Origin of the sequence: Nostoc sp. PCC 7524 (assembly GCF_000316645.1) — a bacterium.
Taxonomy (GTDB): domain Bacteria; phylum Cyanobacteriota; class Cyanobacteriia; order Cyanobacteriales; family Nostocaceae; genus Trichormus.
Genome location: NC_019684.1, coordinates 3,206,526 through 3,232,668, shown reverse-complemented (window position 1 = coordinate 3,232,668; position 26,143 = coordinate 3,206,526). Strand labels below are relative to the sequence as shown.

Here is a 26,143-nt window from a genome sequence, read left to right as displayed (position 1 = left end):
AGATTTTAAGCCAATGCCCTATGCTCAAATAGTCACAGGTGATTCCACATAAATAGTTGGTTCTTGCATGGTGAACTCAATGCCATGATTGATTAATTTTTTAGAGATTTTTTCATTTGCCAACTCTAAAAGACGCTTACGCAATTGCAATGAGTTATCGCTGGAACCCAAAATAAAAAATGTCACTCTGGTACGGGTGGTTTCCTTGGATGAATGGTGATTTAAAAAAGTAATACTGGTGCTACCTGGGTCAATTCCAAACAAAGAGTTGGTACTCTCAACAATTACTTGCTGCACTAAGGCTTGTTCTTTATCTGCTAGGAAATGTAAAAAGTCAAGGTAAAGTAAAACCATGACTTTTTTACCGCGCGTAATATTTTCTATCTCTAAATTTGCCAAGATAGAATTCGGAATAATAAACAAGGTACTTTTAGCAGCTGTCCGAATTTTAGTGGAACGAATCCCAATTGATTCCACCCTGCCAAATAAACCTTCGGGAATTTGTCCAGATTTTTGCAACCGAATATACTCACCAGGAACAAAAGGTCTATCTAAATACAACACTATTGTTCCTAGCAATTGTTCCAGGGTTTTTTGAGCCGCAAAAGCCACGGCTAAACCCCCAATTCCCAAACCAGTTAATAACCCGATTAAATTAAACTGTTGGCTTTGAGCAAATGCCAAAACAGCAATAAATCCAATGATGACGTTGGCCAGAGTCTCAAATACCAAAAGTAATTCGTCTACTTCTCTGCCAAACTTTCGTACTAATTCAATACCATACACACGAATAAATTGACGGAATAAGCTTGATGCTAGCCACGCCAGACTAATAATCACAGCTAAATCTACAATTGGTGATAAAAATCTGTAGACTGATGTATATTCTTCAATCCATGATAAGGATAGGGAAACGAGAATTAATGTCCCTGTGATTTTAAATAAGTTTCTAATGGGTTCAATTAAGTTGTTATAAATACTAGCAACTTGCTGGGGTGCAAAACGCTGAATAGCAATTCGCACAAAGCTGGGAGTGTAGCGTCCTACTAACCATGATATGAGGATAAAGAAAAGAAATATGCCAAATTTAGTCAGAGCATAGATTGTTGTATCACGTTGGAGAAATTTGAGAATAAAGTTGGAAAGTTCTGTCATCATTGCTAAATTGTAATCGGTGAGTCAACATAAATTGTTGGTTCTTCTATCTCAAAGGCAATACCATATTCTTTTAAATATTGAGTGATGCTTTGAGTAGCCAAGTCTAGCAGTTGACGACGCAATTCCATTGATACATCTCCAGTCCCTAAAATAAAGAAAGCAACTTGTGCTTGGGTAATCTCTACATCTGCTAAGGAATTAATATTTTTAAAAGTAACTTCTGTATTGCGGGAGTCGATACCGAAAATATCATTGCTACTATTGATAATTACCTGACGAATTAAGGCTCTTTCTTCACTACTAATCACGCGAAAGAATTTTAAATAAAGAATAGACATGAGTTTCTTAGCACCAGTGAAGTTTTCAATATTCACTTGTGTCAAGGAACTGTTGGGAACTATAACTAATGTGCCTTTCCCAGAAGTTCTAATGCGGGTAGACCTCAAGCCTATAGACTCAACTCTGCCAAAAGTACCATCGGGTAAACCAATATAATCATCAATTACAAAAGGTCTATCCAGATAGAGAACAATTCCCCCTAAAACTTGTTCTAATGTTTTTTGGGCGGCAAAGGCTACTGCTAAACCACCAATTCCTAAACTCGCTAGTAAGCCGAAAACATTAATTTGATGTGTTTGGGCGTAAATGAGAATGGCTAAGAAGACAATAATCAGATTAGCTAACCACTTGAAGAGAATTAGTAACTCGCTACTGATTTTTTGCCCACTCTTGAAGGCAGCGTTTAATAGATAGAAATCAAAGAAGTTTTTAAATAATTGTGATGCTAACCAACTGGCTGCGATCGCTAATATTAAGCTAGTGATAATTTCAAAGGAATTAGTCCACTGATTTTTGGGAAAAATAACTGTAATCGTCTCAATAATACCAATTATACTAACGACAGTGATTAAGCCCTCATTTGGCTTGATTAACTTTTGATAAGGGTCACTCAGTTGTAGTTTAAATAGATTCTGCCAAAATATCTTGATTTGGTCAATAAATAAACGTCCTCCTAAAAATATACAAAATCCTCCCACTAGACCAAGTAAACCAATTTGTAGCTCTCCACTTGTCAGAATTTCTGGTAAAAAAGTCAACATTTATCTCAATTATGGCACAAGCAACTGTTTGGCAAATCTCTACATTATTTGCCATGACATGAAGAAGGATCTCTAATAATTAGAGACCTAATCATGATTTATAGTGCATTGTACAACAGTCGGTTCACTCATTTAAGTGCTGAGAAAGTGAGAGCCACAAGTAAACGCTGGAAAGGTAGACTACGGCTACGATACAGATAGTAGATATAAATTCAAAATCATTCATGACCTTTAGGGAAATTAGAGTGTGTGAGAAGTTAACAAGTAAAATTATGACAAGTTGAAACAGTACATTCCCTAACTGAAATGCAGCAAAAACAACTTTTCACCCAAAATTTGGATGAATGAATGATAATTAGGTCACTATACTGATGAAGCTTCTAGTTAGAGGTTAGTCTAGATGTAACTCACCTCAGACAATCTAGAACATCGATTGACCTGAAAAATAAATGCAACTTTTGAACAAAAGTCAAAAGTTTTCATCAAAAGAGAACAAATACAACCCTTTTTGGGAAGCAATTCTCGTTAGCTAGATCATCAAATATTAGATTTGATGCCAACATATACCTATAACGAATTATCAGTAGCACAGATTTCAATATGACTTCTGGCTGCTGTTCGCAAAGTCTAGGCGTAGCCCATTCTTTTTTATCGGTAAACGTCCCCCAACTCTGTTGAGGTAGGCGGCTAAGTCACAGTGATGAATTACACTGGTCATGTTTTTGACTAGCTTTTCACCAAAGCTTTGTCTATGCTGCTAACCCTCAACTGCTGGATAGTTCAGCAGCATTAACCAGGTAGCTAGCATTTCTTAGCCAATGACTATGATCACTATTTTTGGAACTGCTGTTATTCTATATTAGACCAAATAAGTAAAACTTGACTAAAAAATCTATCTAAAAATTTAGTCGGCAATCTTCCCTAATTGGACACAATTTATCATTCTAAGCTAATGAGGTTATAAAAATTGTTGGCATGGCTACATTAATAGAATTTATGCCTGAAATAATCAGTTTAACGAGCCTAATATTGAGGCTGTTTTTAGCAGAATACAGTCATAATTTCTAGAGCATTTAGATATAAATACGGCGATATTTGTAGCTTGTTTACAAATATCGCCGTATTTTTACGCTCAGGGACTTCCAAATCAAAAATATCCAATATGTATGGTGCGTCAGTACGAATAATTTATCGGTATATCAAGGGTTTCTCTGACTGACGCACCTTGTTCACCCTAGAAGGTAAAAGTGGTACGCACTACTCCCACATAGATGTTAGGGTTTTCGCTATTACCTTCAGGATTAAAGATAGTGATTAATCCTGGAGTAATAGCAATGTTGTCATTCAGCTTATATCTATAGAAGGCTTCTAAATGATAAGAGACATCACCATCTTGGCGGCGATTAGCACCACTCACGAACTGATTTTCAGCAACGTAAGGCGGCGCACCAAACACAATACCAGCAAAATTTCCCTCCCGACCAAAATCGGGAAGGCCTAGCTGCACTGCCCAGTTCCAAATATCTGCATTGCTCCTAGCAACGGCTGTATTCTCAGCTTGAGCATTGGTGTAACCGCCCCAAGCTGTGAGGGTAAATTTAGGACTGAATTTGTAATTGGCACTAACACTGTAATTATTCACAGAGGTTCGCGCCCCGTTGAATGGGTTATTAGCAAAACCAGTACCAGTGCTACCTGTGACTCCGCTACCGTTGGTGTAATAGGCATTGACATAAGTAAAAGCCAAACTTAATTGTGAGCTTGGCTGGAAAGTCAGTTGTCCTAATGCGGAATAACTACCATTAAACATTCCTCTGCCGTTACTGGGGTCATTACCAACACCCGACGGCACAACGTAACCCGCAGTTAGAGTCAGAGCATCATTGAATTTGTGATTAATAATGATACCCGGCCCTTCTGTAGCGCGATAAGTTGGGTTATAACGTCCAAAACGAGATAGCGCACCTGAACCACTAGAGTCGAAGTTGCGACTGAGAGCAGGTACTTCATCAATATATTCCAACCCTTCGGTTGCGATGTTGAGGGTTGTGGAGTCGCTGACGGGAAAACGATAAAATAGAGTTGCTATGCTGACATCGTTGGATTCATTACCATCAAACCCTAAACGAGTTTGGTTAGTACCAGTTACGGCTGTATTAAACGGGGTGATGTTTCTTCCTTGTAACCTCACTCTCAACCGGTCTTTACCAGTGAAGCTAGTGTCAAAGTTCAACCGGATGCGATCGGCAAAAATCACATTTTCATCAAGGTCTGTTCTGGTAGTACCACGATTTTGGGCATCGGTATTAATGGCTCTATCTGAACCAAACACACCAGCCAGTCCAAAAATTGCTTCTCCCCGCAGTTTAGTAGTTGTAGAGAATTGCCGAGATTCTAAAGTGGCGGTACGTGCTTCTAGGGCATCAACTTGACCTCGCACAGTTTGCAACTCCTCTGCATACTCCTCTTGCAGTTTTTGCAGTGTTGCTAAATCTTCTTTAGTTGCTAGTTCACCTGTACTGGTAGTAATTAGTTGATTAATCTGGTCTAGACAAGCATTTAAACCGGCGGCAAACTCATAGCGAGTTAAAGCACGATTACCTCGGTAAGTTTGGTTAGGATAGCCTGCAATGCAACCATATCGCTCAACGAGAGATTGTAGTGCTTGGAATGCCCAATCGGATGGGTTGACATCGGACAATTGGGATACTGAAGTTACTTGTCCCAGGCTGTCTGCGTTGCTAGAAACTTGATTTGTAGGTACTTCAGATGTAATTCCTGGAACTGCAACTATGAATATACTCAGAATCGTTGGACTAAATAACAAAGAATTTAACCAAAACTTCTGCATGAAAATATCCTCACACCTGGTATTGACTGCTGAAATATCAAGGTTGCTCCCACAATTAAGTGCAGCCTAAAATTGTTGGTAAATCCACATTAGATGCACAATGAAGCAAATAAGTGAATTGTAGTTTTATCTTCCATAACAACAACTAAAATTTAGGTGTCAGGGAATTTAATCTTGGTTATTCAGTTTTGACAAGTTTGATTTTAACAGCCTTAAAACAAGAATGTTTATTGATATTTCTCTTTGTTATTAAATAAAGATAATTAGCATACTTTACCTATTTTTAATCAAAAAGATAACTTTTTCTTAAACTTTATCTACGCCAATATCTTGCACTATTCTCAATCATCGTAGGTTGGGCAATGCCGACGATGTAAAAATCGTGGCTGGAGTTAATTTTCAGCATTGCCCACCTGATAAAATTGGCAATGTTGCAAGATGTTAAGTATAGCAATCATCAATCATTAGCTGGGAGAAACGCTCTAGTAACTAGATGAGATAAATTACATAATTTATACAAATAAAAAAATATATAATTAATAGCAAGCTTTACCTTTAGTTAACCAAAGCTTAATTTAAAAATAATCTATCTCTATCAATTTAAGAAAGTTTGACTTTTAGACTATCAATGTCTATCCTGCTATAGTAAGAAATTAACTCTGCTTTTAGATAGATAGTTATCCTATCTAAATCTAGAATTAGCCTATTCTTAATTACGTCTTAACCAAATAACTTTACCGTCAATTGAAGGGCATAAATAATGTCGAAAAATGGCGAACACAGTGGCTATAGAAATTAGTAACCTGTCTAAAAGTTTTAAAGGTAAGTCAGCACTACAGAAAGTATGCTGTACTATCAATGAGGGCGAAATGGTGGCGCTTGTAGGTGCATCTGGCTCAGGAAAATCTACACTCCTGCGGCATATCAATGGCTTGCAAGTTGGAGATGCCGGAGCTATTTTCGTTTTTGGTATGGTTCTGCAAAGTCAGGGTAAATTGCATTCTAGAATTAGGCATTTACGCAGTCAGATAGGCTGTATTTTTCAACAGTTTAATTTAGTCAATAGATTGACCGTTATTGAAAATGTTTTAGTGGGAAACTTAGCAAGATTATCTTTTATACGTTCAGCATTACATTTATTTAGTAAAACAGAAAAACTGCAAGCTCTGGCAGCACTAGAGAGAGTAGGTATTTTAGAACAAGCTTATAAACGAGCTTCCATGTTGTCTGGGGGACAACAGCAGAGAGTAGCGATCGCGCGTTGTTTAGTCCAAGGCGCGAAAATCATCCTGGCAGACGAACCAATCGCCTCTCTCGATCCCGAATCAGCGCGGAAAGTCATGGAATTACTCGTGCAGTTAAATCGCCAGAGCGGAATTACCGTAGTCGTTTCCCTCCACCAAATTCAGATGGTGCGGCGCTACTTTGATCGAGCGATCGCGCTACGAGATGGCGAAGTCATGTTTGATGGTGCAACCGTAGAACTTGATGATCATAAACTCAATGAAATTTACGGTACAGCCGCAGAAGAATTGGTGCTGCGAGGACATGGGGAACTGCTTGTGTAATTCCCACTAGAAGCAAAGTTTTAGATATTTTTTGCCTAAAACATCTAATTAACTAGGAATTAGCTATGAAAAGAAGAATATTTCTAGAACGATCTGCCTTATTTGGTGCATCTTTCTTAGGAACTCAAACGATTTCTACTATTACCAATAACTGGATTGAACCAGCACAAGCAGCATCAATTAAAGAACTGAACTTTGGGATTATTTCTACAGAATCTCAAGCTAATCAAAGACCTTTGTGGGAACCTTTTATTGCTGCTTTATCAAAGTCTATAGGTATTCCCGTTAAAGCCTTTTATGCTACCCAATATGCAGGCGTAATTGAAGCTATGCGCTTTGGTCAAGTACACATAGCTTGGTATGGTGGTAAATCTTATATTGAAGCTGCCAGAATAGCTAATGCCGAAGCCTTCGCTCAAACTGTTGGCACAGATGGCAAGAAAGGCTACTACTCTCACTTAATTACTAATCGAGATAATCCCATCGCAGCAGCAGCGAAAAGACAAGGTGGTGATAAGTATGTCATTCAAAATGCTGCTAAGTTAACTTTCGCTTTCAACGATCCCAACTCCACTTCTGGATTTTTAGTACCAAGTTACTATGTATTCGCCAAAAATAAAGTTGATCCCAAGAAAATTTTTAAACGGTTAATTTTTTCTGGTAGTCATGAAGCAACAGCCTTAGCAGTAGCTAATAAGCAGATAGATGTAGCTACAAATAATAATGAGTCTTTAGAGAGATTAGAAAAAACTAATCCTGCCGCATATAAAAAGATTGAAATTATTTGGACATCACCAATTATTCCTAGTGATCCCATTGCTTATCGCAAGGATTTACCAGCAGATATTAAACGGAAATTGCGTAATTTCTTCTACACTTTTAAAGACAGAAAGATTCTTGAACCTTTGCAGTGGTCAGCTTTAGTTCCAGCTAATGATAAAACATGGAATCCTATTCGAGAACTAGACATTGCTAAACAGGTTTTAGAATTGCAGTCTAAACCTAGATTGAGTAATGAGGAGAAGCAGAAACTAAATAATCTCAATAATCAATTACGCGCATTACAAAGACGTTAGTTTTAGTTTTGATGACTATTGCAGACAATAACTATATGTGCAGTAGTCTTGATATTTTTACTGGAATGCCACAGATAAATTTATGGACAGAAGGTTATTTATTCAGCAGGGTTCTTTGTTTACCATATCTTTGGCTAGTGCCAAGATACTTTCAGCTTGTACTTCTAATACTGATAACAGTGACGCAGCAATTAAAGAAATTAACTTTGGGGTTCTGTCTACAGAATCTCAGTCTAATCAAAAACCTTTATGGGAACCTTTTGCTGCTGCTATGTCAAAAGAGATTGGGATTCCTATTAAACCCTTTTATGTTACACAGTATGCAGCAGTCATCGAAGCCATGCGCTTTGGGAAAGTGCAGGCAGCTTGGTTAGGTGGCAAATCTTATATTGAAGCAGCAAAAGTTGCTGAGGCTGAAGCTTTTGCTCAGGTTGTCAGTGCAGATGGTAGTAAGGGTTACTATTCACATTTAATTGCTAATAAAGATAACCCCATCACAGCAGAAGCTATAGCAGCAGGCGGCGATAAATATGTAATTCAAAACGCTGCCAAGCTGACTTTTGCATTTAATGATCCTAATTCTACTTCTGGATTTTTAGTTCCCAGTTACTATGTTTTTAATAAAAATAATGTTGATCCCAAAAAAGCTTTTAAACGCTTAATTTTTGCTGGTAGTCATGAAGCTAGTGCTTTGGCTGTAGCAAATAAACAAGTAGACGTAGCTACCGTTAGTAATGAAGCATTAAAGCGTCTAGAAAGAACCAATCCTACAGCTAGACAGAAGATTGAAATCATTTGGCAATCACCGCTAATTCCTAGTGATCCAATTGTTTATCGTCGAGATTTACCAGCAGATATCAAAAAGAAATTGCAAAATTTTTTCTATAACTACAAAGACGCTAAAGTTTTAGAACCATTTGAAATTTCTGGTTTTGTACCTGCTGAAGACAAAAATTGGCACACAATTCGAGAGTTGGAAATTGCCAAACAAATCCAAGAGACTCAAGCCAAAGAAAATCTTAGTGAGCAAGAAAAACAGCAGAAAATAGCAGAACTCAATCAGCAACTGAAAGAAATTCAATAAACTAAATTTATAGGTATAAAAATGCAGTCACGAAATCATATTATTACTAACCCATCGCCTACGGTAGTAGCAATGTTAGAGCAGGAAGCAAAACTTTTAACTACCAAAAAAGTTTTATTTCTTGTAGCGATCGCTGCTGTATTGATTTTTGCCTATTATCAAAGTGAGTTGAATTTCCCTGTACTGCTGCAACGCGGAAATAACATGGTGGAATATATCCGTGCATATTTTCCACCAGACTTTAGCGATTGGAAGTATTATTTATCAGAAACGATTATTACTATATCAATGGGGATTTGGGGAACTTTAATAGCGGCGATCGCAGCTGTTCCTTTATCAATTTTAGCATCAAGTAATATGTGTCCTGTGTGGATTGTACAACCGACACGCCGCGTTTTAGATGCCATGCGTGCCATCAACGAAATTGTCTTCGCACTCATCTTTGTCGTAGCTGTGGGATTGGGGCCATTTGCTGGGGTATTGGCGTTATTTGTCCACACAGCCGGAGCTTTAGGAAAGTTATTTTCAGAAGCAGTCGAAGCAATTGATCCGGGACCAGTTGAAGGCATTAGGGCGACTGGTGCAAATCAACTGCAAGAAGTAATCTTTGGTGTCATTCCCCAAGTTTTGCCTTTGTGGACTTCTTTTACCTTATATCGCTTTGAATCCAATGTGCGATCGGCTTCTGTTTTAGGCATTGTCGGTGCTGGAGGAATTGGGGTTTCTCTATATCAGAGCTTCGGATCATTCCAATATCAAAAGGTTTGCGCCATTTTAATTATTTTAATAGTTGCCACTGCTACCATTGACTTCCTATCTGCCAGGGTGAGAGCTTGGCTAGTTTAGTAGGGGATTGGGGACTGGGTATTAGAAGAGAGTTTTTAATCAAGGAATGGGTGATCACATAAAACCAACATCGAAATCATCATTTCTTTTACCCCTACACCCCTACACCCTAACGAGTAACTGATACTAAATATTTCAGAAAATAATTCACCTGCTAGAGAATAAAACCTAGAGGGTATGGTAGTAATGATTTGCTAAGACCGTACAAATACCATAGTGAAATAACCCCAGGTTTTTTGTGCGAGCTAGTTGAGCCTTTGTGTATTTTTTCGCAAAAGGAAGCAATTATGTCTAATTATGAGCAGGTTTTTGCATCAACACAGACCCTAGAAGAATCATTGAGTTCAGAGGAAGCAGTAGCGGCGATCGCAGTTGTGAGTGCGATCGCTGACTCTTCTATTGATGAAGTCGATGCCGAAGGTTTAGCAGGTATTCTTTGGGAATTCGAGGTTTTTGCAGAATATACAGAAGACGAGATCGTCGAAATAGTTGACGATCTCATTGCCAGTGCAGAAGAGGAGGGAGTTGGGGCTTTATTAAATACAGCCACTCAAGTCCTATCTGAAGACATGATTTGGGATGGTTTCGCGGCTGGAGTGGTGGTACTCTTAGATCCAGAAGAACTGGTAATTCCCCAAGACAAGCAACCTTACCTGAAAAAACTCCAAGAAGCCTTGAAACTCAAGGATGAAGAAGCACAAGAAATCATTCAAGAAGTCACTGCTGCATTCCAAGAATCCGATGAGGAAGAATATTTAGATGACGAAGATGACACAGTAGCTATGGAAGACTGAATTTAGGATGTTAAAAGTCACCTTGTCCGATTGATACTCAGCAAGGTGGCAAAATTAAAAAATGAAAATCCAGCAGCTATGGCAGGGGACAGGTGACAGGTGACAGGTGACAGGTGACAGGTGACAGGTGACAGGTGATAGGTGACAGGTGATAGGTTTAAAAGCCTCTGATGGTAATGGTTTTATGATTTCCTAATGTCCTAATCTCATTGGCTACAGCTATAATCCTGGCTAGCACACATATGAGTGCTGGTTTTTTTTTGTCAAAAATATTAGTTCCTGATCCATTAAATCTGGAGTTAGTAGGGTGCGTCAGTATGAGTAATTTCTTTGTGTGTCAAGGGTTTTTCTGGCTGACGCACCATATATATGGGATATTGTCTGATTTGGAAGTCCCTAATTGTATTTAACCAATAGACCGCTTGAGTGAACCATCGGCGTATAGTTCTAGAGGTATTAACTCGATTTTGCCGTTTACTTTAACTTGAGAATAAACTACTTTTAGTGACATACTCCCACACTGATGCAAGCATACAGTGTGGGCTTCTCATCCAATCCAGCTATTGCTTCTCCTGACGGAGACGCTACGCGAACGGAGGCGATGAGCTTTGTTTTGAGTCCACGAGATGCCCCTCCGCAGACTTGAACAAGTACAAAAATGTTCAATCCTTTGTACTGTCAGAGTTTTACCTACCCACAGAAGCGACAAACAAATGTCTGTTACTGGGTAGAACCCCATACTCTGAGTTGTCAAGGTTCGGCGCACAGGAAGCGGTTAGCTATTAATTTGATTAAACCTGTACGACTTAAGTATATCATGGTTACGGTGATTTGTCGTAATTATGTCAAGAAAACACAGGGTTGAAACAAGACTTAACGACAGGGAATTGGGACTTTTAAAAGAGTTCGCAGAGACTCTGGATATCCCGATGTCTGAAGCGTTGAGAACCTTAGTCCAAAGTTTGGCGATTCGTCGCCCACCCCACTCCCTCAACGAGTGATAGTCGTTATTGGTCGGGGGTGGGACTCCTCACCGCCCTGCCATTCATCTCATCACTTCCGCTATTGCGGTAAGTGAGAGGCTTCTGTCAGTTCAAGCTAAAAAAATATTGAAACAGGCTGTATTCAAATGAGAGAATTCCCAGATAAAATACTCTCCAGTTAAGGGTTCCACTAATCCATATAAGTAAAAATTATCCCGCTTCCATTGCATAATGCCGATGGGCTTGACTCCTTTTTTAGTAATTAGTCTCCCAGCTTCAGTCTTCAATCCCACACGGCTTTCGTCCCCACACCAATATCTCATTGTTTTTTGCCTATCTACTGGTGCTATGACGTGTTTTTTATTACTTCTAGGTATTGTGGCAGTTTTTTTAAATTCTGATTCTGCTTCGCTATCGTATTTAATACCTACTGCTCGCGGCACTTTTAGCTTTGCTTTCATTTGATAGCGCACTGTATCATGTACTACTTTATATGATGCTTCTATCCCTTCTACTGCTTTTAACCATGTTCGGATTTCCTCATAACTTTTGAATCCCTCCGATTCTTGAAGCTCTTTGTCTAGCTGCTCTCTTACTTGTAAGCTAATTATTGCAGGTCGCCCTGGACTCTTTAGAGTTGTTAATAGACCCTTGATTCCCGACTCTTGATAATTTTTTAACCATCTTTGTACCGTTACCCTTGCCCTTCCTACTACCACCGCTACATCTTGTATTGTTTTCACTTGTCCTATTTTCAGCAAATACAAAGCTTGAATCCGTTCAAAACTTGATGCTGTTTTTTGTTTTAAGAGCAACTCATGTAATTCCTCTACTGACTCTTTTATTTCTACTTTGGTTACTCCAGCCATCTTTGCTCGTTAATATTTATTCCTTATTTATCTGTATCATACTTTTCGTGAATTGGTATAAAAGGTCGCCATATCTACAATCTACTTAATTAGTTAGTAATGCTATTGAGTCTTGGGAATGATTGTTGGTCATTCTTTAGATTTAACAACAGTAATATGAAGAATAGGTATCAATAATTCTAAGTATTGATGAAGTTTTTCCAAGTCTGAGTTTTCAGTTGTGCTAGCTTGTCTGCGTTTCAGCGTTTACAAAACAAACTATTTCCTTTGAGGAATGACATTTCTGATACCACCTTTAGTCCCGACAGTCTCACCTTGATAACGAGGGATGATATGGATACTGGTGTGCATAATATTTTGTCCTGCGGCTCGATTAACATTCATACCTACATTAAAACCATCAGGAGCAAATTCGGCTTGAAGCATTTCTTGGACTTTATTTACCATCAACCAGCAAGCGGATTGTTCTGGGAAGGGTAGCTCAAAATAATTACTCACATGACGTTTAGGAATTACCAAAACGTGACCTTTGCTGATAGGATAACCATCAAATATAGCATAAGCGTTTGCCGATTCAGTTAATAGCTTAAGATTTTTACGGGGATTACAAAATATACAATTATGAGATGAATGACGCTGGTAATTATAAGCAATATACTCATATAATTCTCGACCTTCATCTACATAAATTGAATGAAACGGCAGTTTAACAATACACTGATAAGTAGGCTTTTTGTGGACGTAATGCTCTCTAAAACCTTCTTTTTTGATATCCCTTCTGACGGCATAGTAAGCTTTACCGCCTGGTTTTAATAAGTGCGACACTTCCATAAGGACATTAACTTGGTCTTCAGGAAACAAAACATTTAAGACATAAAAGCACATGATAGTGTCAAATTGCTCATGGGGATATTGTGGAAAATAATAAGGATCATAGCCTGTAATATCACAGCCTTTTTGACGCAATAATTTCACATCATTACCGCAACCACAACCAAAATCTAGGATTTTACCTTGTAGCAGGTTTTGACTTAATAAAAACTGGGCAGGAAATGACAGGTAATTCCTTTCAATAGCCGTGAGATGGCTGAATTGATTTTTTTGCTGTTGCATGGTGATTCAATATTTGTATTCCCCCTGTCTTAGCACAATTGATACCAAATCTGCGGAACAGTGGGCATGGGGCATTGGGAGAAGAAGAGGAATTGGGGCAGGGGAGCAGAGGGGATGAGGGGGATGAGGGGGATGAGGGAGACAAGGGAGACAAGGGAGACAAGGGAGACAAGGGAGAGTCTTCCCAATCCCCAGTCCCCAATCCCCAATCCCCAGTCCCCAGTCCCCAATCCCCAATCCCCAATCCCCAATCCCCAACCCCTCTTTTTCAAGACTTCTTAACAATTTTGTAACTAAATGCTCACGAACAAGAGATAATATAAAATCCCCATCGACCTCAGCTGTAATACCATCGTCCATTACAGAACTTGTTCTGGCTTGGCTGACATAATTCAATTAACGGCTACAGGGTCGAATTCCGCAAGCTGCAATCAATGAGATGATGAAAACAGCCACCGAATTACAAGCTCGACTGGAGTTTTACTACCAGCAAATCAAATCTATTATTCTGACGCGTCAGAATCCCATCACTGGGTTGCTACCTGCGAGTACAGCAATCACGGCTCACGGTGATTATACAGACGCTTGGGTGAGAGACAATGTTTACAGCATTTTGGCAGTTTGGGGTTTAGCCCTGGCATATCGCAAGGTGGATGAAGACAAGGGACGCACCTACGAATTAGAACACAGTGTAGTGAAGCTGATGCGTGGGTTGTTGTTTGCTATGATGCGACAATCCCACAAAGTAGAGCAGTTTAAACATACTCAGTCACTCTTAGATGGCTTACACGCCAAATACAACACAACTACCGGCGATATTGTAGTTGGTGATGACGAATGGGGACATCTGCAATTAGATGCTACATCTATATTTTTGTTGATGTTGGCACAAATGACCGCTTCAGGATTGCAGATAACTTACACCGTTGATGAGGTAAATTTCGTCCAAAATTTGGTTTATTACATTGGACGAGCTTACCGCACCCCCGATTATGGTATTTGGGAACGGGGAAATAAAATTAATCACGGTAATGCTGAGTTAAACGCTAGTTCTGTAGGGATGGCGAAAGCTGCCTTAGAAGCAATGAATGGACTGGATTTATTTGGAGTGTGGGGAAGCCAAGCTTCAGTCATTCATGTTTTGCCAGATGAAATTGCTCGCGCTCGCATTACTTTAGAATCACTATTACCGAGGGAATCTGCTTCTAAAGAAATTGATGCGGCTTTGTTGAGTATTATCAGCTATCCGGCTTTTGCGGTGGCAGATGTGCCATTAAGAGAACGCACTCTCAATGATATTATCAACAAACTCCAAGGCAAATACGGCTGTAAACGCTTTTTGCGGGATGGACATCAAACGGTTTTAGAAGACACCAACCGCTTACATTATGAGCCTTGGGAACTCAAGCAATTTGAGCATATTGAATGTGAATGGCCGTTGTTTTTTACTTATTTAGCTTTGGATGGGTTATTTCGTGGTGATAAAAAGCAAGTTAAATATTACCAAGAGCGTTTAGAAAACTTACTCATTGAACGCGATGGGTTACGTTTATTGCCAGAACTATATTATGTTCCCGCCGAAAATGTTGAAGCAGAAAAGTTAGTTCCCCAAAGTCAGCCGCGTTTACCGAATGAAAATATCCCCTTGGTATGGGCGCAAAGCTTATATTTTCTCGGTCAAATGTTGAGTGAAGGGTTGCTGGCGGTTGGAGATATTGACCCTTTAGGTAGACATTTGTGTGTCGGTAAAAATCGGGAAGCTGTAGTGCAGATTGCTCTGTTAGCAGAAGATGAGGATTTACAAGCGGAACTAGAAGTTTATGGCATTGAAACACAAACACCTAAACAAGTAGAACCAATTCAAGTTAGAAAAGCTGGGGAACTTTCACATATTTACACCCAAATTGGACGCAATGATAAACTCGGTTTAACTGGGCGGCCAATACGCCGACTGCGAAGTTTGACGACATCTAGAATCTTCCGCATTCAAGATGAAACAGTGGTATTTTTACCATCGTTTTTGGATTCCCAGCAGTTTTATTTAACTCTTGATCACCATTTTTTGGTGGATGAACTTAAAGGTGAACTGGCCTATATTCAAAAATACTGGAGTGATTTAGGTCGTCCCACTTTAACTTTAATGTTGACGCACACCATCTTAGAAACTGGTTCTCAGGCTTTATTAGAACTCATGCAGGAGTTGAAAGCAGGAGTATGTAATGGGGTGCAAGTCAAATTAGGGCGGCTAAATCAACTGATGCTGACGGCGGGAATACAAAGAATTGATTTTCTGCCTTCAGGAGATTTTGCTCAGTCAGCGATGCAAGATGCTGCACCTCATTGCTATTATTTGGCTTATCATCCTGGCAAAAGTTGGCGTTTGGGGCATACTCAAGAATTCCAAATGGAATATGAAACTAACTTGAGTTGTTTGCTGTCATCTCTGCGTTCATCAGAAAATCTCTACGAGCAAATTGAGTTATTGCAGACTTTAACTCGGTTGCAAGGATTGGAATTTGACACCGGGTTTGGGGGGACGGATTATCCAGTGACAGTCGCCTATTTATTGGATGAAGTCTACACCAAAGCCGGAGAATTGGGTTTGTGGGCGATAGTGCGGCGGGCGGCTGGTTTATTGCAGATGGTGGATATTGGTTTGTCCGATGCAGTGACGAGTATTTTGGTGAGGGGTAAACAAATTGCTGTCGGTAGGGCTTATAGTGAAGCATCGCTGATTAATGTCCCCATGCCCCATAATGAGATTTTCGAGAAGATTAACAACTTCTGTCGTGAGGATATCCGCGATCGCGTGATCACACAAGAAATCCTGATTTATCTCGCCATCCTGATCAGATCAGAACCGGAATTATTTCAAGGGCTACTGACTCTGAGAGTCGGCTATCTCATCTTATTAATTACCAGCGAACTAGCACGAGAGTTAAAGGTAACTCAAGATGAAGCCTATGAACGTTTAATGGAACTAGCACCTTTTGAAGTCAAAACCCGTTTACATCAAGTATTAACAGCCTATACAGGCATGAGTAATCTGTTGCGTCAGCAGGAATCTCTGCACGTCAAGCAAAAAGAAAGTGATATTGATTGGGTAGTGTTACCTGTCATTGAGGAAGAAGTAGAAGCACAAGAGGTTCCGGTGGGTGGTTGGCGACGCTTCCGCCAAGCGGAGGGTGCATTAAACCGGGTGCCGAAAAACTTCTTTCAGCAGGTGTGGCTATTAATGCAACACTGCAAAGGTGTAGTCATTGGCGATAAACTTGAGCGTCGCAATCGTTTAGAAAGTGATGTGATGTTATCTGAGATGACGGCTGGGGAAAAGAATTTTGCGCTGTTAGTTGAGCATTTGTTAAATAAAATTGAAGCCCCAGAGTATCGCCGCGTCAATATTGAAGCACTCATGGAATTAGCGGCGATCGCTGCTAAAAACCCCAGCCTCCAAATCGAAGAATACATCGTTTTAGATGTGTTAATCGGTCATGCAGTCCGTTTAGCTTGGTTAGATGGACATCCAGAACGAGGCGATCGCTATGATGAAGATAAAGCCAGTGCATGGCGACATTTCTACAACACATCCCCCAGAGAATGCACCAGTTATATTCTCAAGGCTTTCAGATTCTTAACAGAATTTGTGCAGGAAGTCAATAGTTAGTGGTTATCCCTGTTCTGTCAATTTCCGAAAACTTTTACCGAAGAAAGGCAGAGGGCAGGAGGCAGGAGGCAGGAGGAAGAAAATATAATTTTTCCCCTCTGCCAAAAGGGTTTCAAGTCCCTACATTTATTTATGAAAAAAACAAAAAATATGTATTTCGTTAGCGTACCACTTCGTGGAAGCAAGCTACGCGTAGCGTCTCGTAGAGAAGCGCCACGAAGTGCGACGCGCAGTGCAAGAAATACTACGTCCTTAGTGAATCCCCTAAATTGATTTATGGGGTTTCCCTTCTGCCCTCTGCCCTCTGCCTCCTGCCTTCTCAACTGTCGCCAACCCCTAATCCCAGAGGGAGCTTAACGTAAAAACTGCTACCAACTCCTACCGTACTATCAACCCACATTTGTCCGTTGTGTTGCTCTACGATACTACGGCAAATCGCTAGGCCTAAACCCGTTCCTCCTTGTTTACGGGAGTCAGACGCATCTACTTGATGAAAACGCTCAAAAATAGCTTCTATTTTGTCAGCCGGAATCCCTCTACCTTGGTCTTGTACTTTAAATAACGCAGATGCAACTTCAGTATCTGTTGCTGGAATGTTTTCTACAGTCATCCATACAGTAGAACCTGAAGGAGAGAACTTAATAGCATTACTCAAGAGATTTGTTAAGACTTGAATCATACGATCCTTATCAACTAATAATTCCATTGATTGGGTTGAAACTGATAAATTAATTTCAGCTTTCTGGAACATTAATTGCATTAAATCTGCTGCTTTGGATAATAATTCACTAGCGTCAATCGTTTGTTTAACTAAAGTTACTTTCCCAGATTGTAACCTATCTAAATCTAGAATATCGTTAACTAATCTTACTAGGCGTTCGGCATTCTCTGAAGCAATTTGAATAATGCGTTTACCTTTATCAGAATCAAGTTTGACTAGACCTTTGGCAAGCAAGTTTAACCCTCCCTGAATTGAGGTCATCGGAGTACGAAGTTCATGACTAACAACTGATACAAACTCATTTTTAATTTTATCTAATGCCAGACGTTTAGTAACATCTTCACCAATGCTCATAGTACCGATGATTTGCCCTTGTGAATCTCGCAGTAGTGTATTGTTCCAAGCAATTACTTTTTCTACTTGTGATTTTGTCAAAAGTTGATTCTGATGGTGAATATGTAATCCTTGCTCTAATATTTCTCCAAACAAATTGTGTATTTGCTGTTGCTCCTCCTGTGGGATAAACTCACTGAACCAATCTTTACCTAAAACTTCTTCCTCACTGTACCCACTCAATGCTAAAAAGAAAGGATTGACATACTCAACTTTACCTGTACTATCAAGTCCTACAACTAACAAATGCACATTTTCTAGTAAACTGCGCCAACGACGTTCTGCTTCACGCAATTGAGCTTCAATTTTAGTCTGTTGATTAATAGTTGTGGTTAAGACATTGATTAATCTATGCAGGTGTGTGTTGGCTTGTGATAATTCAGCAGTTCGCTGTGCAACTTGAATTTCTAATTCTGCTTTGGAACGGTGGAGAATTTCTTCTACTTGTTTGCGATTGCTAATATCCAAACAAATACCAAGCATTCGTACTGGTCTACCTTCATCGTCATAGATACATTTGCCTTTAGATGCAATCCAGTGAATGCTAGCATCACTCCAAATAACTCTAAATTCCACGTAATATTTAGTTTTATTATCTTTAGCATCCGTGACTTTTTGGTGAATTGCTGCTCTATCTTCTGGGTGCAGACAGGCGAGAAAAGCTTCGTAATTACCTTCAAAAGTACCCGGAGTAATACCAAATAATTGCTGTTGACGGTTTGACCATTTGAGATAGCCAGTAGTAATATTCCAATCCCAAGTTCCCATCTGAGCCGCTTCTAATGCTAGCCTTAAATGCTCCTCACTTTCTTTTAAAGCCATCTCAGTTTGCTTTTGCTGAGTTATCTCCTTTAAAAATATTGATATCCCATCTCCAGCCGGATAAATGCGATTTTCAAACCAACGCTGAATTGATGGATAATACGCTTCTAACTGCACAAAATTTTGCTCATTCAAAGCTTGAGAATAAGTTTGATAATAACGTTGTCTGAAGTCTTCGCTAACTTCTTGCCAAATATTTTTACCAATTAAATCTTCTGGTTTTTTACCAAAAATTTCTGCTGCTTTTTGATTAACGTAGGTATAACACCAATTACCATCTACAGCGATAAAAGCATCACTAATACTCTCTAAAATATTTGATAAGCGTTGTTTAGCCGCTTCCGCTTCTGCACAAGCAGCTTGCTCACGAATTACAAGCTGTGCTATTTGTTCTTCTACTTGCTTGCGTTCTGTGATATTTGTTAGTGTGATCACACTACCAATGATTTGGTTTTCTGCATCTAATAGCACAGAAGCACCCAACAGTAAACTGAATTTATTACCATCTTTTCGATTTAATAATACTTCTACACTTTGAAAAGATTGTCCTTTCAGCAAACTGGATAGTAAAAATTTTGGTTTATTTTCTTGTTGATATACTTCTTGACTATTAATAAACAAACATGATTCTATCCTTTGAAGACCACTACAATGATTACATTCGAGTGGAAACGCTACATCAAATTGTTGAAATAATGGATTCTGTCCACAAAGTTGTTGTGCTGCTTGATTTGCACGAGTAATTTTTCCATTTTCATCACATACAATGATGGCTTCAACGGCTTGTTCCAGAATCGAAGTTGCTAGTCTTTCCGACGCAACAATTTCTGCGTTACGTTTTTGCTCTGTTAAATCTGTTACTACTAAGCAAGTAACTGCTACATTGTCTATTTGCAAACGTTTAAAAGACAAATAAGCAGGTATTTGAGTTTCATCATCAGCAATTAATTTTAACTCACCGCGATTAACTACTTGTTTTGCTTGTTGAAATAATCCTCTAAACACCTGTTTTTCTGATGGTGCTATGTACTCTTCAAAGTTAGAACCAATAATTTTCTGTAACGGCTTTTTGAGCATTGCTGCTAAATGATGATTACAGTAGAGAATTGTTCCATACTCATCAAGAGTTACAGAGCCTTCGTGCATTTCTTGAACAAAAACACGGTAAGGATAATCAGCATCTTGCAAGGTAAAAACTTTTTCACCTTGGGGACTAGATACAACCAAAGCATCTACTTCACCCATTTTGATAGCTCTAAAAGTTTCTTCTAGATTTTGTATTTGGTGACGTAAAGCTATATTCTCATTTTCAAGTTCTTGGAGTGTTTTCACTGCAATCACCCTCTCAACCTACATTCGGACATCAGGATTTTTTAAACAATATCTAAAGCAATGATCACTTTATCAATACTTGTCAGATCACCAATTAACTTCTGTAAAGGTGGCGGTAGTTCCTTGATCAGAGTAGGGACAGCAAATACATGGTCTTTTTCTAAAACTTCAGGTTGTTGATATATATCAATAATTTCCATTTCATAGCGTCCTGGTAAGTATTTTTCACAAATGTTTTTCAAAATAGAAATAGCACGCATGGAACGGACACTATTACCAGCAACATACAAACGCAAAACATATTTTTGCAAATCTTTTGTTGCTAGCATTTGTTCAAAAGCTTCTGTGGATTCTATAATTATCTCGTCAGAATCATTATTAGTTTTGTTTGAAGTATTCATGGCTCTCCTTGGCTGACATTTAGATAACGTGACGTAAATCTAGACCGACTAAAACCTTTTGTGTATTGGATAAATCTCCAATAATTTGCTTGACAGGTTCCGGTAGTTTTCGGACTAAAGTAGGTATGGCTAAAATTTGGTCTCCTTTAGCTAATTGAGGATTTTCTAAAAGGTCAATTACTTCAATGCGATACCTACCTTCAAGATGTTCTTCACAAATTTTTTTGAGATTAGCAAAAGCTTTTAGAGATTTAGGTGTTTGTCCTGCTACATACAACCGTAATTCCCAAATATCTATTTCTGTCTCGCTATATTGCTCGTGATAATCTATGGATTCCATACTTAAATATTTCCTGAATAATTAGAGTCAGCTTGTCGCAACCTTGCTCTTTTCTGTTCTTCTGATATGAAAAAACTTTCTTGATTTTCTTCGATAGCAATTAGTCTTTCAATTTCTTGCTTGTCAATTTCAAATTGGGATTCTATAGCTTTAATTTGTGCCTCCATGAGTAAACGTTTGCGTTCTATATCACGCTGTTTTTGCTCAATTTTATTCTGGCGGACTAAAGCAACCGCTTTGTCTTTAGCTTCTTGGATAATTCTGGCTGTACCTGTGAGTACCCCTTCTGCTCCTAGATAAACATCTAATAATTGCACTCCTTCGTTTGTTAAAAGGAATTCCCGCACTTGATTAGAGTGGGATGTACCGCGAGATTTCAGTACATGAATTAAACGGTTGCGCTCGCCATTACTTTCTACAGTTCGTAGTAGTATCCAAGTATCTGCTAATGAAGAAATTCCTATTTCTGTATATTCTACGAAAGCACTATTACCTTCGTTTAAATTTGTAAATAAGGTTGTAATATTTTTGGTTTTGAGATAATCAATCAATCGTGTCATAAATGATTTAACCTGAACATCATTACTGCCATAAGTGAGATTAGATATGGGATCGAAAATAACTGCATCAGGTTGAAATTCATTAACTGTACTCAGAATATTCACTAAGTGCATTTCTAAGCCGTAAAATGTCGGGCGTAAATTTTGGAATTTGAGTAATCCTTGATTAACAGCATTCTCTAAATTAATACCGATGGAACGCATATTGCGAATAATCTGTTGTGCAGATTCTTCAAAGGCGAAAAACAAGCATTTTTCTCCTCTTTGACAAGTAGCATCAGCAAAATGAGCGCACAATGAACTTTTACCAGTTCCCGCCGTACCAGAAATTAAGATGCTACTACCGCGAAAGAAACCTTTTCCTCCCAACATGGTATCTAGGCGTTTGATTCCACTAGAAATCCATTCGGTGGTGACTGGATAATCTAAGCTGACTGAGGTAATGGGAAGAACCGAGATTCCATTTTCTTTAATTAAAAATGGATATTCGTTTGAGCCGTGCCTAGAGCCACGATATTTAATAATTTGTAACCACCGAGTTGAGAGTTCATTAGTAATACGCTGATCAAGTCGGATTACACAATCGGAAACATATTCTTCTAAACCGTGTCTTGTGAGGCTATTTTTACCACTTTCGCTGGTAATTATGGCTGTGACACCTTTGGATTTCAGCCAGAGAAATAACCGCCGCAATTCCGATCGCACGATCGCGGCGTTCTCCAACCCACCAAACAACACTTCTAGCGTATCTATCACAACTCTTTTGGCGGCGATCGCATCAATTTCAAAACCTAATCTAATAAACAGTGCTTCTAAATCGTATTCTCCTGTTTCCTCAATCTCACTCCGCTCAACACGCACATGATCAATGGCGAGTTTTTTTTCGTTGATTAGTTCTGCTAAATCCCACCCTAAAGAGGCAACATTTTGTGCTAATTCTTCGGCAGTTTCTTCAAAGGCTAGAAATACGCCTGGTTCGTTAAATTCCGTCGCACCCCGCACTAAAAACTCCATTGCTATCAGGGTTTTACCGCACCCTGCTTTACCACACAGTAATACTGGTCTTCCTTGCGGTAATCCTCCAAAAGTAATCTCATCTAATCCTTGAATTCCTGTTGGACATTTGGCGAGCATGGTTGTTTTTATATGTGTATCGTTTTTTGCTTTATTCATGTTTCACCTAAATACTTATTGGATAGGAATAACAATAAATACTCAGGACTAAAGTCCTTACTACAAACAGAAATTACTCTTATAGCATTAAGCTACACAATCTTTGTGAAGAATTTGTGAGTCAATACATTACGTTTACAAATCTCAAATTTTATGGTGAGAGAAAGATCTGATTTCGTCCTGCTGCTTTCGCTTGATATAATGCAGCATCGGCAGCACGATACAGCATTTGCACATCATGACCGTCTTTGGGATACTCCGCTATACCTGCACTGAAGGTAATACTAAAGGTTTGATGATTAATCCCGCTAAATTGTAGCTGGCTGACAGTTTCTAATAAATTATTGAGTCGTTTTAAAGCATTTTTCGAGGTAATACCATACAGTCCAATCACAAACTCTTCTCCTCCCCAACGCGCCACAACATCCTCATCACGAAATGACTGCTTGAAGAGTTTGCCTAATTCACTTAAAACTTGATCACCGATATCATGACCATACTGATCGTTAATTTGTTTAAAGTGGTCTAAATCCAAAACTGCAAAATAAAAAGATTTTCCTTGACGTTCTGCTAAATGCAGCAATCGAGTGATATCCTGCAATGATTTGCGGCGATTATAAATTCCAGTTAAGGGGTCAATATTTGCTAATTTGCGAATAAATTGGCTGCGTTCTAACCGACAGAGAACACGAGCGACTAATTCCGGCCCGAAAATTGGTTTATTAACATAATCATCAGCACCAACTGCAAATACCTGTTGTACTGTCTGAGCATCTGTGTGTGCAGATAAACATAATATAGGTAAGTTGCTCCAACGGGGTTCATTTCGCACTACTTGACACAAATCAATCCCACTGAAGTTTGGCATTTCCACATCCAGAATCAGCATATCGGGGACTGATTTTTCTAAGGTGTCCCAAAATTGGCGCGGATCGTCTAGCAGAGTTAATGTAAATCCCCAAGGTTCTAGTAATGTGCGGATAATATCTAATACTTGTGGATCGTCATCGACAATTAAGAGTCTGCCTTCTGGTGGATGAGATTTTTGTAAAACAGAGGCGATCGCTTCCATGACTTGGGAGGGAAATACAGGCTTTTGTAAAAAACCTTTGCCTCCCATTCTCGCTACTCTTACCCGTTGGGCGAAACTCTCTTGAGATGTAAATACTAATACTGGTATTGGGGGATGCAATGCTGTTAATTCTGCTAGTAGAGCAAAACCATCTTCTGCTGATTCCGGAAAGCACAAATCCAGTAAGACTACATCTGGCCGAGTACGAGTCATTTCTTCCCTAGCCGCAGATATACAATCAGCAACTACAGCCTCAACTCCCCACAATTTAGCTGCTGTGGCTACTTGTGTCGCCAATGTAATATCGTCATCTACAATGAGCAATCGGTATTCTTGGCTTAAATGAGAGGGTTGAATGACTGGCTGTTCCGGAATTTCTATAAGTTGTTGCTCTAATACGTGGCGCAACTCCAAAATCAGTGTTTGCAATTGTTTAGCTTGTACTTGATTTAATTTTGCTGCTGATTTCAAGATGTTTTCCATGTCACGACACAAGCAAGTTGCACTCTCAAAGCCGAAACTACCCAAAGAACCGGCTAAAGTATGTGCTTGCTGTTGTGCTTGTTGTCGCAAATCTTCAGTTAAAGCGTTTTCTAACAAAGATGTGACTGCTTGCTCAATCACACTCATTCGCGCCGCATACTTATCCTTAACTCGTTCCCAAATTGCCGCTAATTGAGAGGTCATTTTTTGTTTACCTCTAGAATTTGCGATCGGGACTGAGTGTTGAATAAAAGAAGAAACTTGATGTTGGCTTGCTTTTTTACTAGCTAGCTTTTGTTCTCCTGCTGATTTGATTAATTCTTGAGTGTTTAACCGATATCCAAATCCATATACAGTGGCAATTACATCAGCCTTAGCACCAGCCTCCCTCAGTTTAGCTCGCAAACTTTTGATGTGCGCTCTGACAGTATTCTCGGTGGGAGCTTCATCAAAAGACCATAAATTATCCAATAGAGAACTTTGGCTAAATATACGCTGGTGATTGCGTAAGAATAATTCCAATAGAGCGTATTCTTTAGCAGTCAGACGCAACAGTTTGCCTTGATAAGTTATCTGACAGCTAATAGGATCAAGGCGCAAAGCTCCTAACTCAATTATCGGTGTAGTTGTCTCACTGCTACGGCGCAATAAAGCTCTAATTCTAGCTAATAATTCCTCTAAGTTAAAAGGCTTGATGACATAATCATCTGCTCCAGCATCTAATCCCTTAATTTTCTTTGTATGACTATCCTCAGCTGTTAATAACAAGATGGGAGTGAGACAGCCTTGGGCGCGTAGTTGCTGGCAAATATTTATACCATCAACCCTTGGCAATACTACATCCAGCAAAATTAAGTCGTAATCAGTCGCCAAAGCTAGCTCTAAAGCTTTTTGACCGTCGGTACATACTTCTACTAAATAATGCTGATCTGTCAGTTTTGTCCTCAGTAATTCAATAATACTTGTATCGTCTTCTACTAAAAGTATTTTCAAGGTTAATCAATTATATATATAAGTTTTTATTAATATTCTGCCATTTATTATCAAGTTTAAAAGCATCTTCAGACATGAGAGATTCTCTGTCTGATCTGAAATTGCTTGATTTTGACTAATTCACAACTACTTCACAATTATTATTTACCCTTTTGGATATAGAAATACAAGGGAGGCTCTGGGACTCTGATTCAGTTAGTCCAAGATATAAAGAATAATGAATATATTTTGAGTTAAATTGAATATTTTCTGCCCAAAAAGTTTATTTAATCAGGGATAAGAACGATGACAAAAAGAATTTTAGTAATTGATGACGAAGATGGGGTAAGGGAGATTATTCAAATTTCCTTGGAGTCAACGACTAATTGGGAGATATTAACTGCATCTTCTGGTAGAGAAGGAATAGAGATTGCCCAATCTCAGCATCCTGATGTGATTTTGTTAGATGTGATGATGCCCTATATGGATGGCCCGACAACTTTTAAGCAGCTACGGGCAATTACGGCAACTTGTGATATTCCTGCTATTTTACTGACAGCTAAAGCTCAAAGTTGCGAACAACAAGAATTCCTTGATTTAGGTATAGAGGGGATAATTACTAAACCTTTTCTACCGGAAGATTTAGTTATGGATATTTGCAAAATTCTTAACTGGAATTACATGAACTATATGATCAAGAACTAAGGGTGTAGGAGAAATACTTATTTAGGTTTGGTTGGGGATTTTACCATGAGGGACTAGGAAAAA

The 26,143-nt window shown here is 39.0% G+C and carries 18 protein-coding genes; 8 read left to right on the top strand and 10 right to left on the bottom strand.

All coding sequences use genetic code 11. The annotated features are described in order from the left end of the window. Positions 1-24 precede the first annotated feature (24 nt). The 3 genes from NOS7524_RS12895 to NOS7524_RS12885 form a co-directional block, all read right to left on the bottom strand. Positions 25-1,155: a mechanosensitive ion channel family protein gene (locus tag NOS7524_RS12895; protein ID WP_041555301.1), complete on the bottom strand. Its 1,131-nt coding sequence runs from the start codon at positions 1,153-1,155 to the stop codon at positions 25-27. Positions 1,156-1,160: 5 nt separating this feature from the next. Continuing rightward, complete coding sequence (locus tag NOS7524_RS12890) at positions 1,161-2,258, bottom strand: mechanosensitive ion channel family protein (protein WP_015138922.1); 1,098 nt, start codon at positions 2,256-2,258, stop codon at positions 1,161-1,163. A gap of 1,234 nt (positions 2,259-3,492) precedes the next feature. Then, the gene (locus NOS7524_RS12885; protein ID WP_015138921.1) at positions 3,493-5,109 is read right to left on the bottom strand and encodes an iron uptake porin; all 1,617 of its coding nucleotides are present in this window, start codon (positions 5,107-5,109) and stop codon (positions 3,493-3,495) included. A 770-nt stretch (positions 5,110-5,879) separates the two neighbouring features. Between NOS7524_RS12885 and phnC the strand changes: the two genes are divergently transcribed. From phnC to NOS7524_RS30025, 6 genes are all read left to right on the top strand, one after another. Then, positions 5,880-6,677 carry a phosphonate ABC transporter ATP-binding protein gene (gene phnC / locus NOS7524_RS12880; RefSeq protein WP_015138920.1) on the top strand — a complete coding sequence of 266 codons (798 nt, stop codon included), beginning with the start codon at positions 5,880-5,882 and terminating at the stop codon, positions 6,675-6,677. Positions 6,678-6,742: 65 nt separating this feature from the next. After that, complete coding sequence (gene phnD / locus NOS7524_RS12875; RefSeq protein ID WP_015138919.1) at positions 6,743-7,753, top strand: phosphonate ABC transporter substrate-binding protein; 1,011 nt, start codon at positions 6,743-6,745, stop codon at positions 7,751-7,753. Between the two features lie 82 nt (positions 7,754-7,835). After that, entirely contained in the window at positions 7,836-8,837 is a 1,002-nt protein-coding gene (gene phnD / locus NOS7524_RS12870) for a phosphonate ABC transporter substrate-binding protein (RefSeq protein WP_015138918.1), read from the top strand. A 21-nt stretch (positions 8,838-8,858) separates the two neighbouring features. After that, positions 8,859-9,683 carry a phosphonate ABC transporter, permease protein PhnE gene (gene phnE / locus NOS7524_RS12865; protein ID WP_015138917.1) on the top strand — a complete coding sequence of 275 codons (825 nt, stop codon included), beginning with the start codon at positions 8,859-8,861 and terminating at the stop codon, positions 9,681-9,683. A gap of 287 nt (positions 9,684-9,970) precedes the next feature. Next, positions 9,971-10,477 carry a hypothetical protein gene (locus tag NOS7524_RS12860; RefSeq protein WP_015138916.1) on the top strand — a complete coding sequence of 169 codons (507 nt, stop codon included), beginning with the start codon at positions 9,971-9,973 and terminating at the stop codon, positions 10,475-10,477. An 842-nt stretch (positions 10,478-11,319) separates the two neighbouring features. Further along, the gene (locus tag NOS7524_RS30025) at positions 11,320-11,478 is read left to right on the top strand and encodes a hypothetical protein (protein WP_171815336.1); all 159 of its coding nucleotides are present in this window, start codon (positions 11,320-11,322) and stop codon (positions 11,476-11,478) included. A gap of 92 nt (positions 11,479-11,570) precedes the next feature. Here the strand turns inward: NOS7524_RS30025 and NOS7524_RS12850 are convergent, their stop codons facing one another. Continuing rightward, entirely contained in the window at positions 11,571-12,329 is a 759-nt protein-coding gene (locus NOS7524_RS12850) for an IS630 family transposase (protein WP_015138915.1), read from the bottom strand. A 258-nt stretch (positions 12,330-12,587) separates the two neighbouring features. Continuing rightward, positions 12,588-13,442 (bottom strand): HIT family protein, encoded by an 855-nt coding sequence (locus tag NOS7524_RS12845; protein WP_015138914.1) that lies wholly within the window; start codon positions 13,440-13,442, stop codon positions 12,588-12,590. Between the two features lie 442 nt (positions 13,443-13,884). On the opposite strand from NOS7524_RS12845, the gene NOS7524_RS12835 reads away from it, so the two are divergent. Beyond that, positions 13,885-17,106: a glycoside hydrolase family 15 protein gene (locus tag NOS7524_RS12835; RefSeq protein ID WP_041555299.1), complete on the top strand. Its 3,222-nt coding sequence runs from the start codon at positions 13,885-13,887 to the stop codon at positions 17,104-17,106. Positions 17,107-17,425: 319 nt separating this feature from the next. Here the strand turns inward: NOS7524_RS12835 and NOS7524_RS27815 are convergent, their stop codons facing one another. The 5 genes from NOS7524_RS27815 to NOS7524_RS12810 all read right to left on the bottom strand — a co-directional run bounded on the left by NOS7524_RS27815 (position 17,426) and on the right by NOS7524_RS12810 (position 25,396). Next, entirely contained in the window at positions 17,426-20,374 is a 2,949-nt protein-coding gene (locus NOS7524_RS27815) for a PAS domain S-box protein (protein WP_015138911.1), read from the bottom strand. Between the two features lie 41 nt (positions 20,375-20,415). After that, positions 20,416-20,775, bottom strand: coding sequence for a circadian clock KaiB family protein (locus tag NOS7524_RS12825; protein ID WP_015138910.1), 360 nt, complete (start codon positions 20,773-20,775; stop codon positions 20,416-20,418). Positions 20,776-20,794: 19 nt separating this feature from the next. Beyond that, on the bottom strand, positions 20,795-21,115 hold the full coding sequence (locus tag NOS7524_RS12820; protein ID WP_015138909.1) for a circadian clock KaiB family protein: 321 nt from the start codon (positions 21,113-21,115) through the stop codon (positions 20,795-20,797). A gap of 2 nt (positions 21,116-21,117) precedes the next feature. Then, a complete protein-coding gene (kaiC, locus tag NOS7524_RS12815; RefSeq protein WP_015138908.1) occupies positions 21,118-22,848 on the bottom strand; it encodes a circadian clock protein KaiC in 1,731 nt (576 codons plus the stop codon). Between the two features lie 151 nt (positions 22,849-22,999). Next, positions 23,000-25,396 (bottom strand): response regulator, encoded by a 2,397-nt coding sequence (locus NOS7524_RS12810; RefSeq protein WP_015138907.1) that lies wholly within the window; start codon positions 25,394-25,396, stop codon positions 23,000-23,002. Between the two features lie 285 nt (positions 25,397-25,681). Here NOS7524_RS12810 and NOS7524_RS12805 point away from each other — a divergent pair, with 285 nt between their 5' ends. Next, the gene (locus NOS7524_RS12805) at positions 25,682-26,080 is read left to right on the top strand and encodes a response regulator (RefSeq protein WP_015138906.1); all 399 of its coding nucleotides are present in this window, start codon (positions 25,682-25,684) and stop codon (positions 26,078-26,080) included. Positions 26,081-26,143: the final 63 nt, after the last annotated feature.

Bases quoted from the DNA above. Each gene is read 5' to 3' on its own strand.
- NOS7524_RS12885 (WP_015138921.1), bottom strand. From the start codon at position 5,109: ATGCAGAAGTTTTGGTTAAATTCTTTGTTATTTAGTCCAACGATTCTG.
- NOS7524_RS12845 (WP_015138914.1), bottom strand. From the start codon at position 13,442: ATGCAACAGCAAAAAAATCAATTCAGCCATCTCACGGCTATTGAAAGG.
- NOS7524_RS12825 (WP_015138910.1), bottom strand. From the start codon at position 20,775: ATGAATACTTCAAACAAAACTAATAATGATTCTGACGAGATAATTATA.
- NOS7524_RS12820 (WP_015138909.1), bottom strand. From the start codon at position 21,115: ATGGAATCCATAGATTATCACGAGCAATATAGCGAGACAGAAATAGAT.
- NOS7524_RS12860 (WP_015138916.1), top strand. From the start codon at position 9,971: ATGTCTAATTATGAGCAGGTTTTTGCATCAACACAGACCCTAGAAGAA.
- phnD (WP_015138918.1), top strand. From the start codon at position 7,836: ATGGACAGAAGGTTATTTATTCAGCAGGGTTCTTTGTTTACCATATCT.
- NOS7524_RS12850 (WP_015138915.1), bottom strand. From the start codon at position 12,329: ATGGCTGGAGTAACCAAAGTAGAAATAAAAGAGTCAGTAGAGGAATTA.
- NOS7524_RS12895 (WP_041555301.1), bottom strand. From the start codon at position 1,155: ATGACAGAACTTTCCAACTTTATTCTCAAATTTCTCCAACGTGATACA.
- NOS7524_RS12835 (WP_041555299.1), top strand. From the start codon at position 13,885: ATGAAAACAGCCACCGAATTACAAGCTCGACTGGAGTTTTACTACCAG.
- phnD (WP_015138919.1), top strand. From the start codon at position 6,743: ATGAAAAGAAGAATATTTCTAGAACGATCTGCCTTATTTGGTGCATCT.
- NOS7524_RS12890 (WP_015138922.1), bottom strand. From the start codon at position 2,258: ATGTTGACTTTTTTACCAGAAATTCTGACAAGTGGAGAGCTACAAATT.
- NOS7524_RS12805 (WP_015138906.1), top strand. From the start codon at position 25,682: ATGACAAAAAGAATTTTAGTAATTGATGACGAAGATGGGGTAAGGGAG.
- NOS7524_RS30025 (WP_171815336.1), top strand. From the start codon at position 11,320: ATGTCAAGAAAACACAGGGTTGAAACAAGACTTAACGACAGGGAATTG.
- phnC (WP_015138920.1), top strand. From the start codon at position 5,880: ATGGCGAACACAGTGGCTATAGAAATTAGTAACCTGTCTAAAAGTTTT.
- phnE (WP_015138917.1), top strand. From the start codon at position 8,859: ATGCAGTCACGAAATCATATTATTACTAACCCATCGCCTACGGTAGTA.
- kaiC (WP_015138908.1), bottom strand. From the start codon at position 22,848: ATGAATAAAGCAAAAAACGATACACATATAAAAACAACCATGCTCGCC.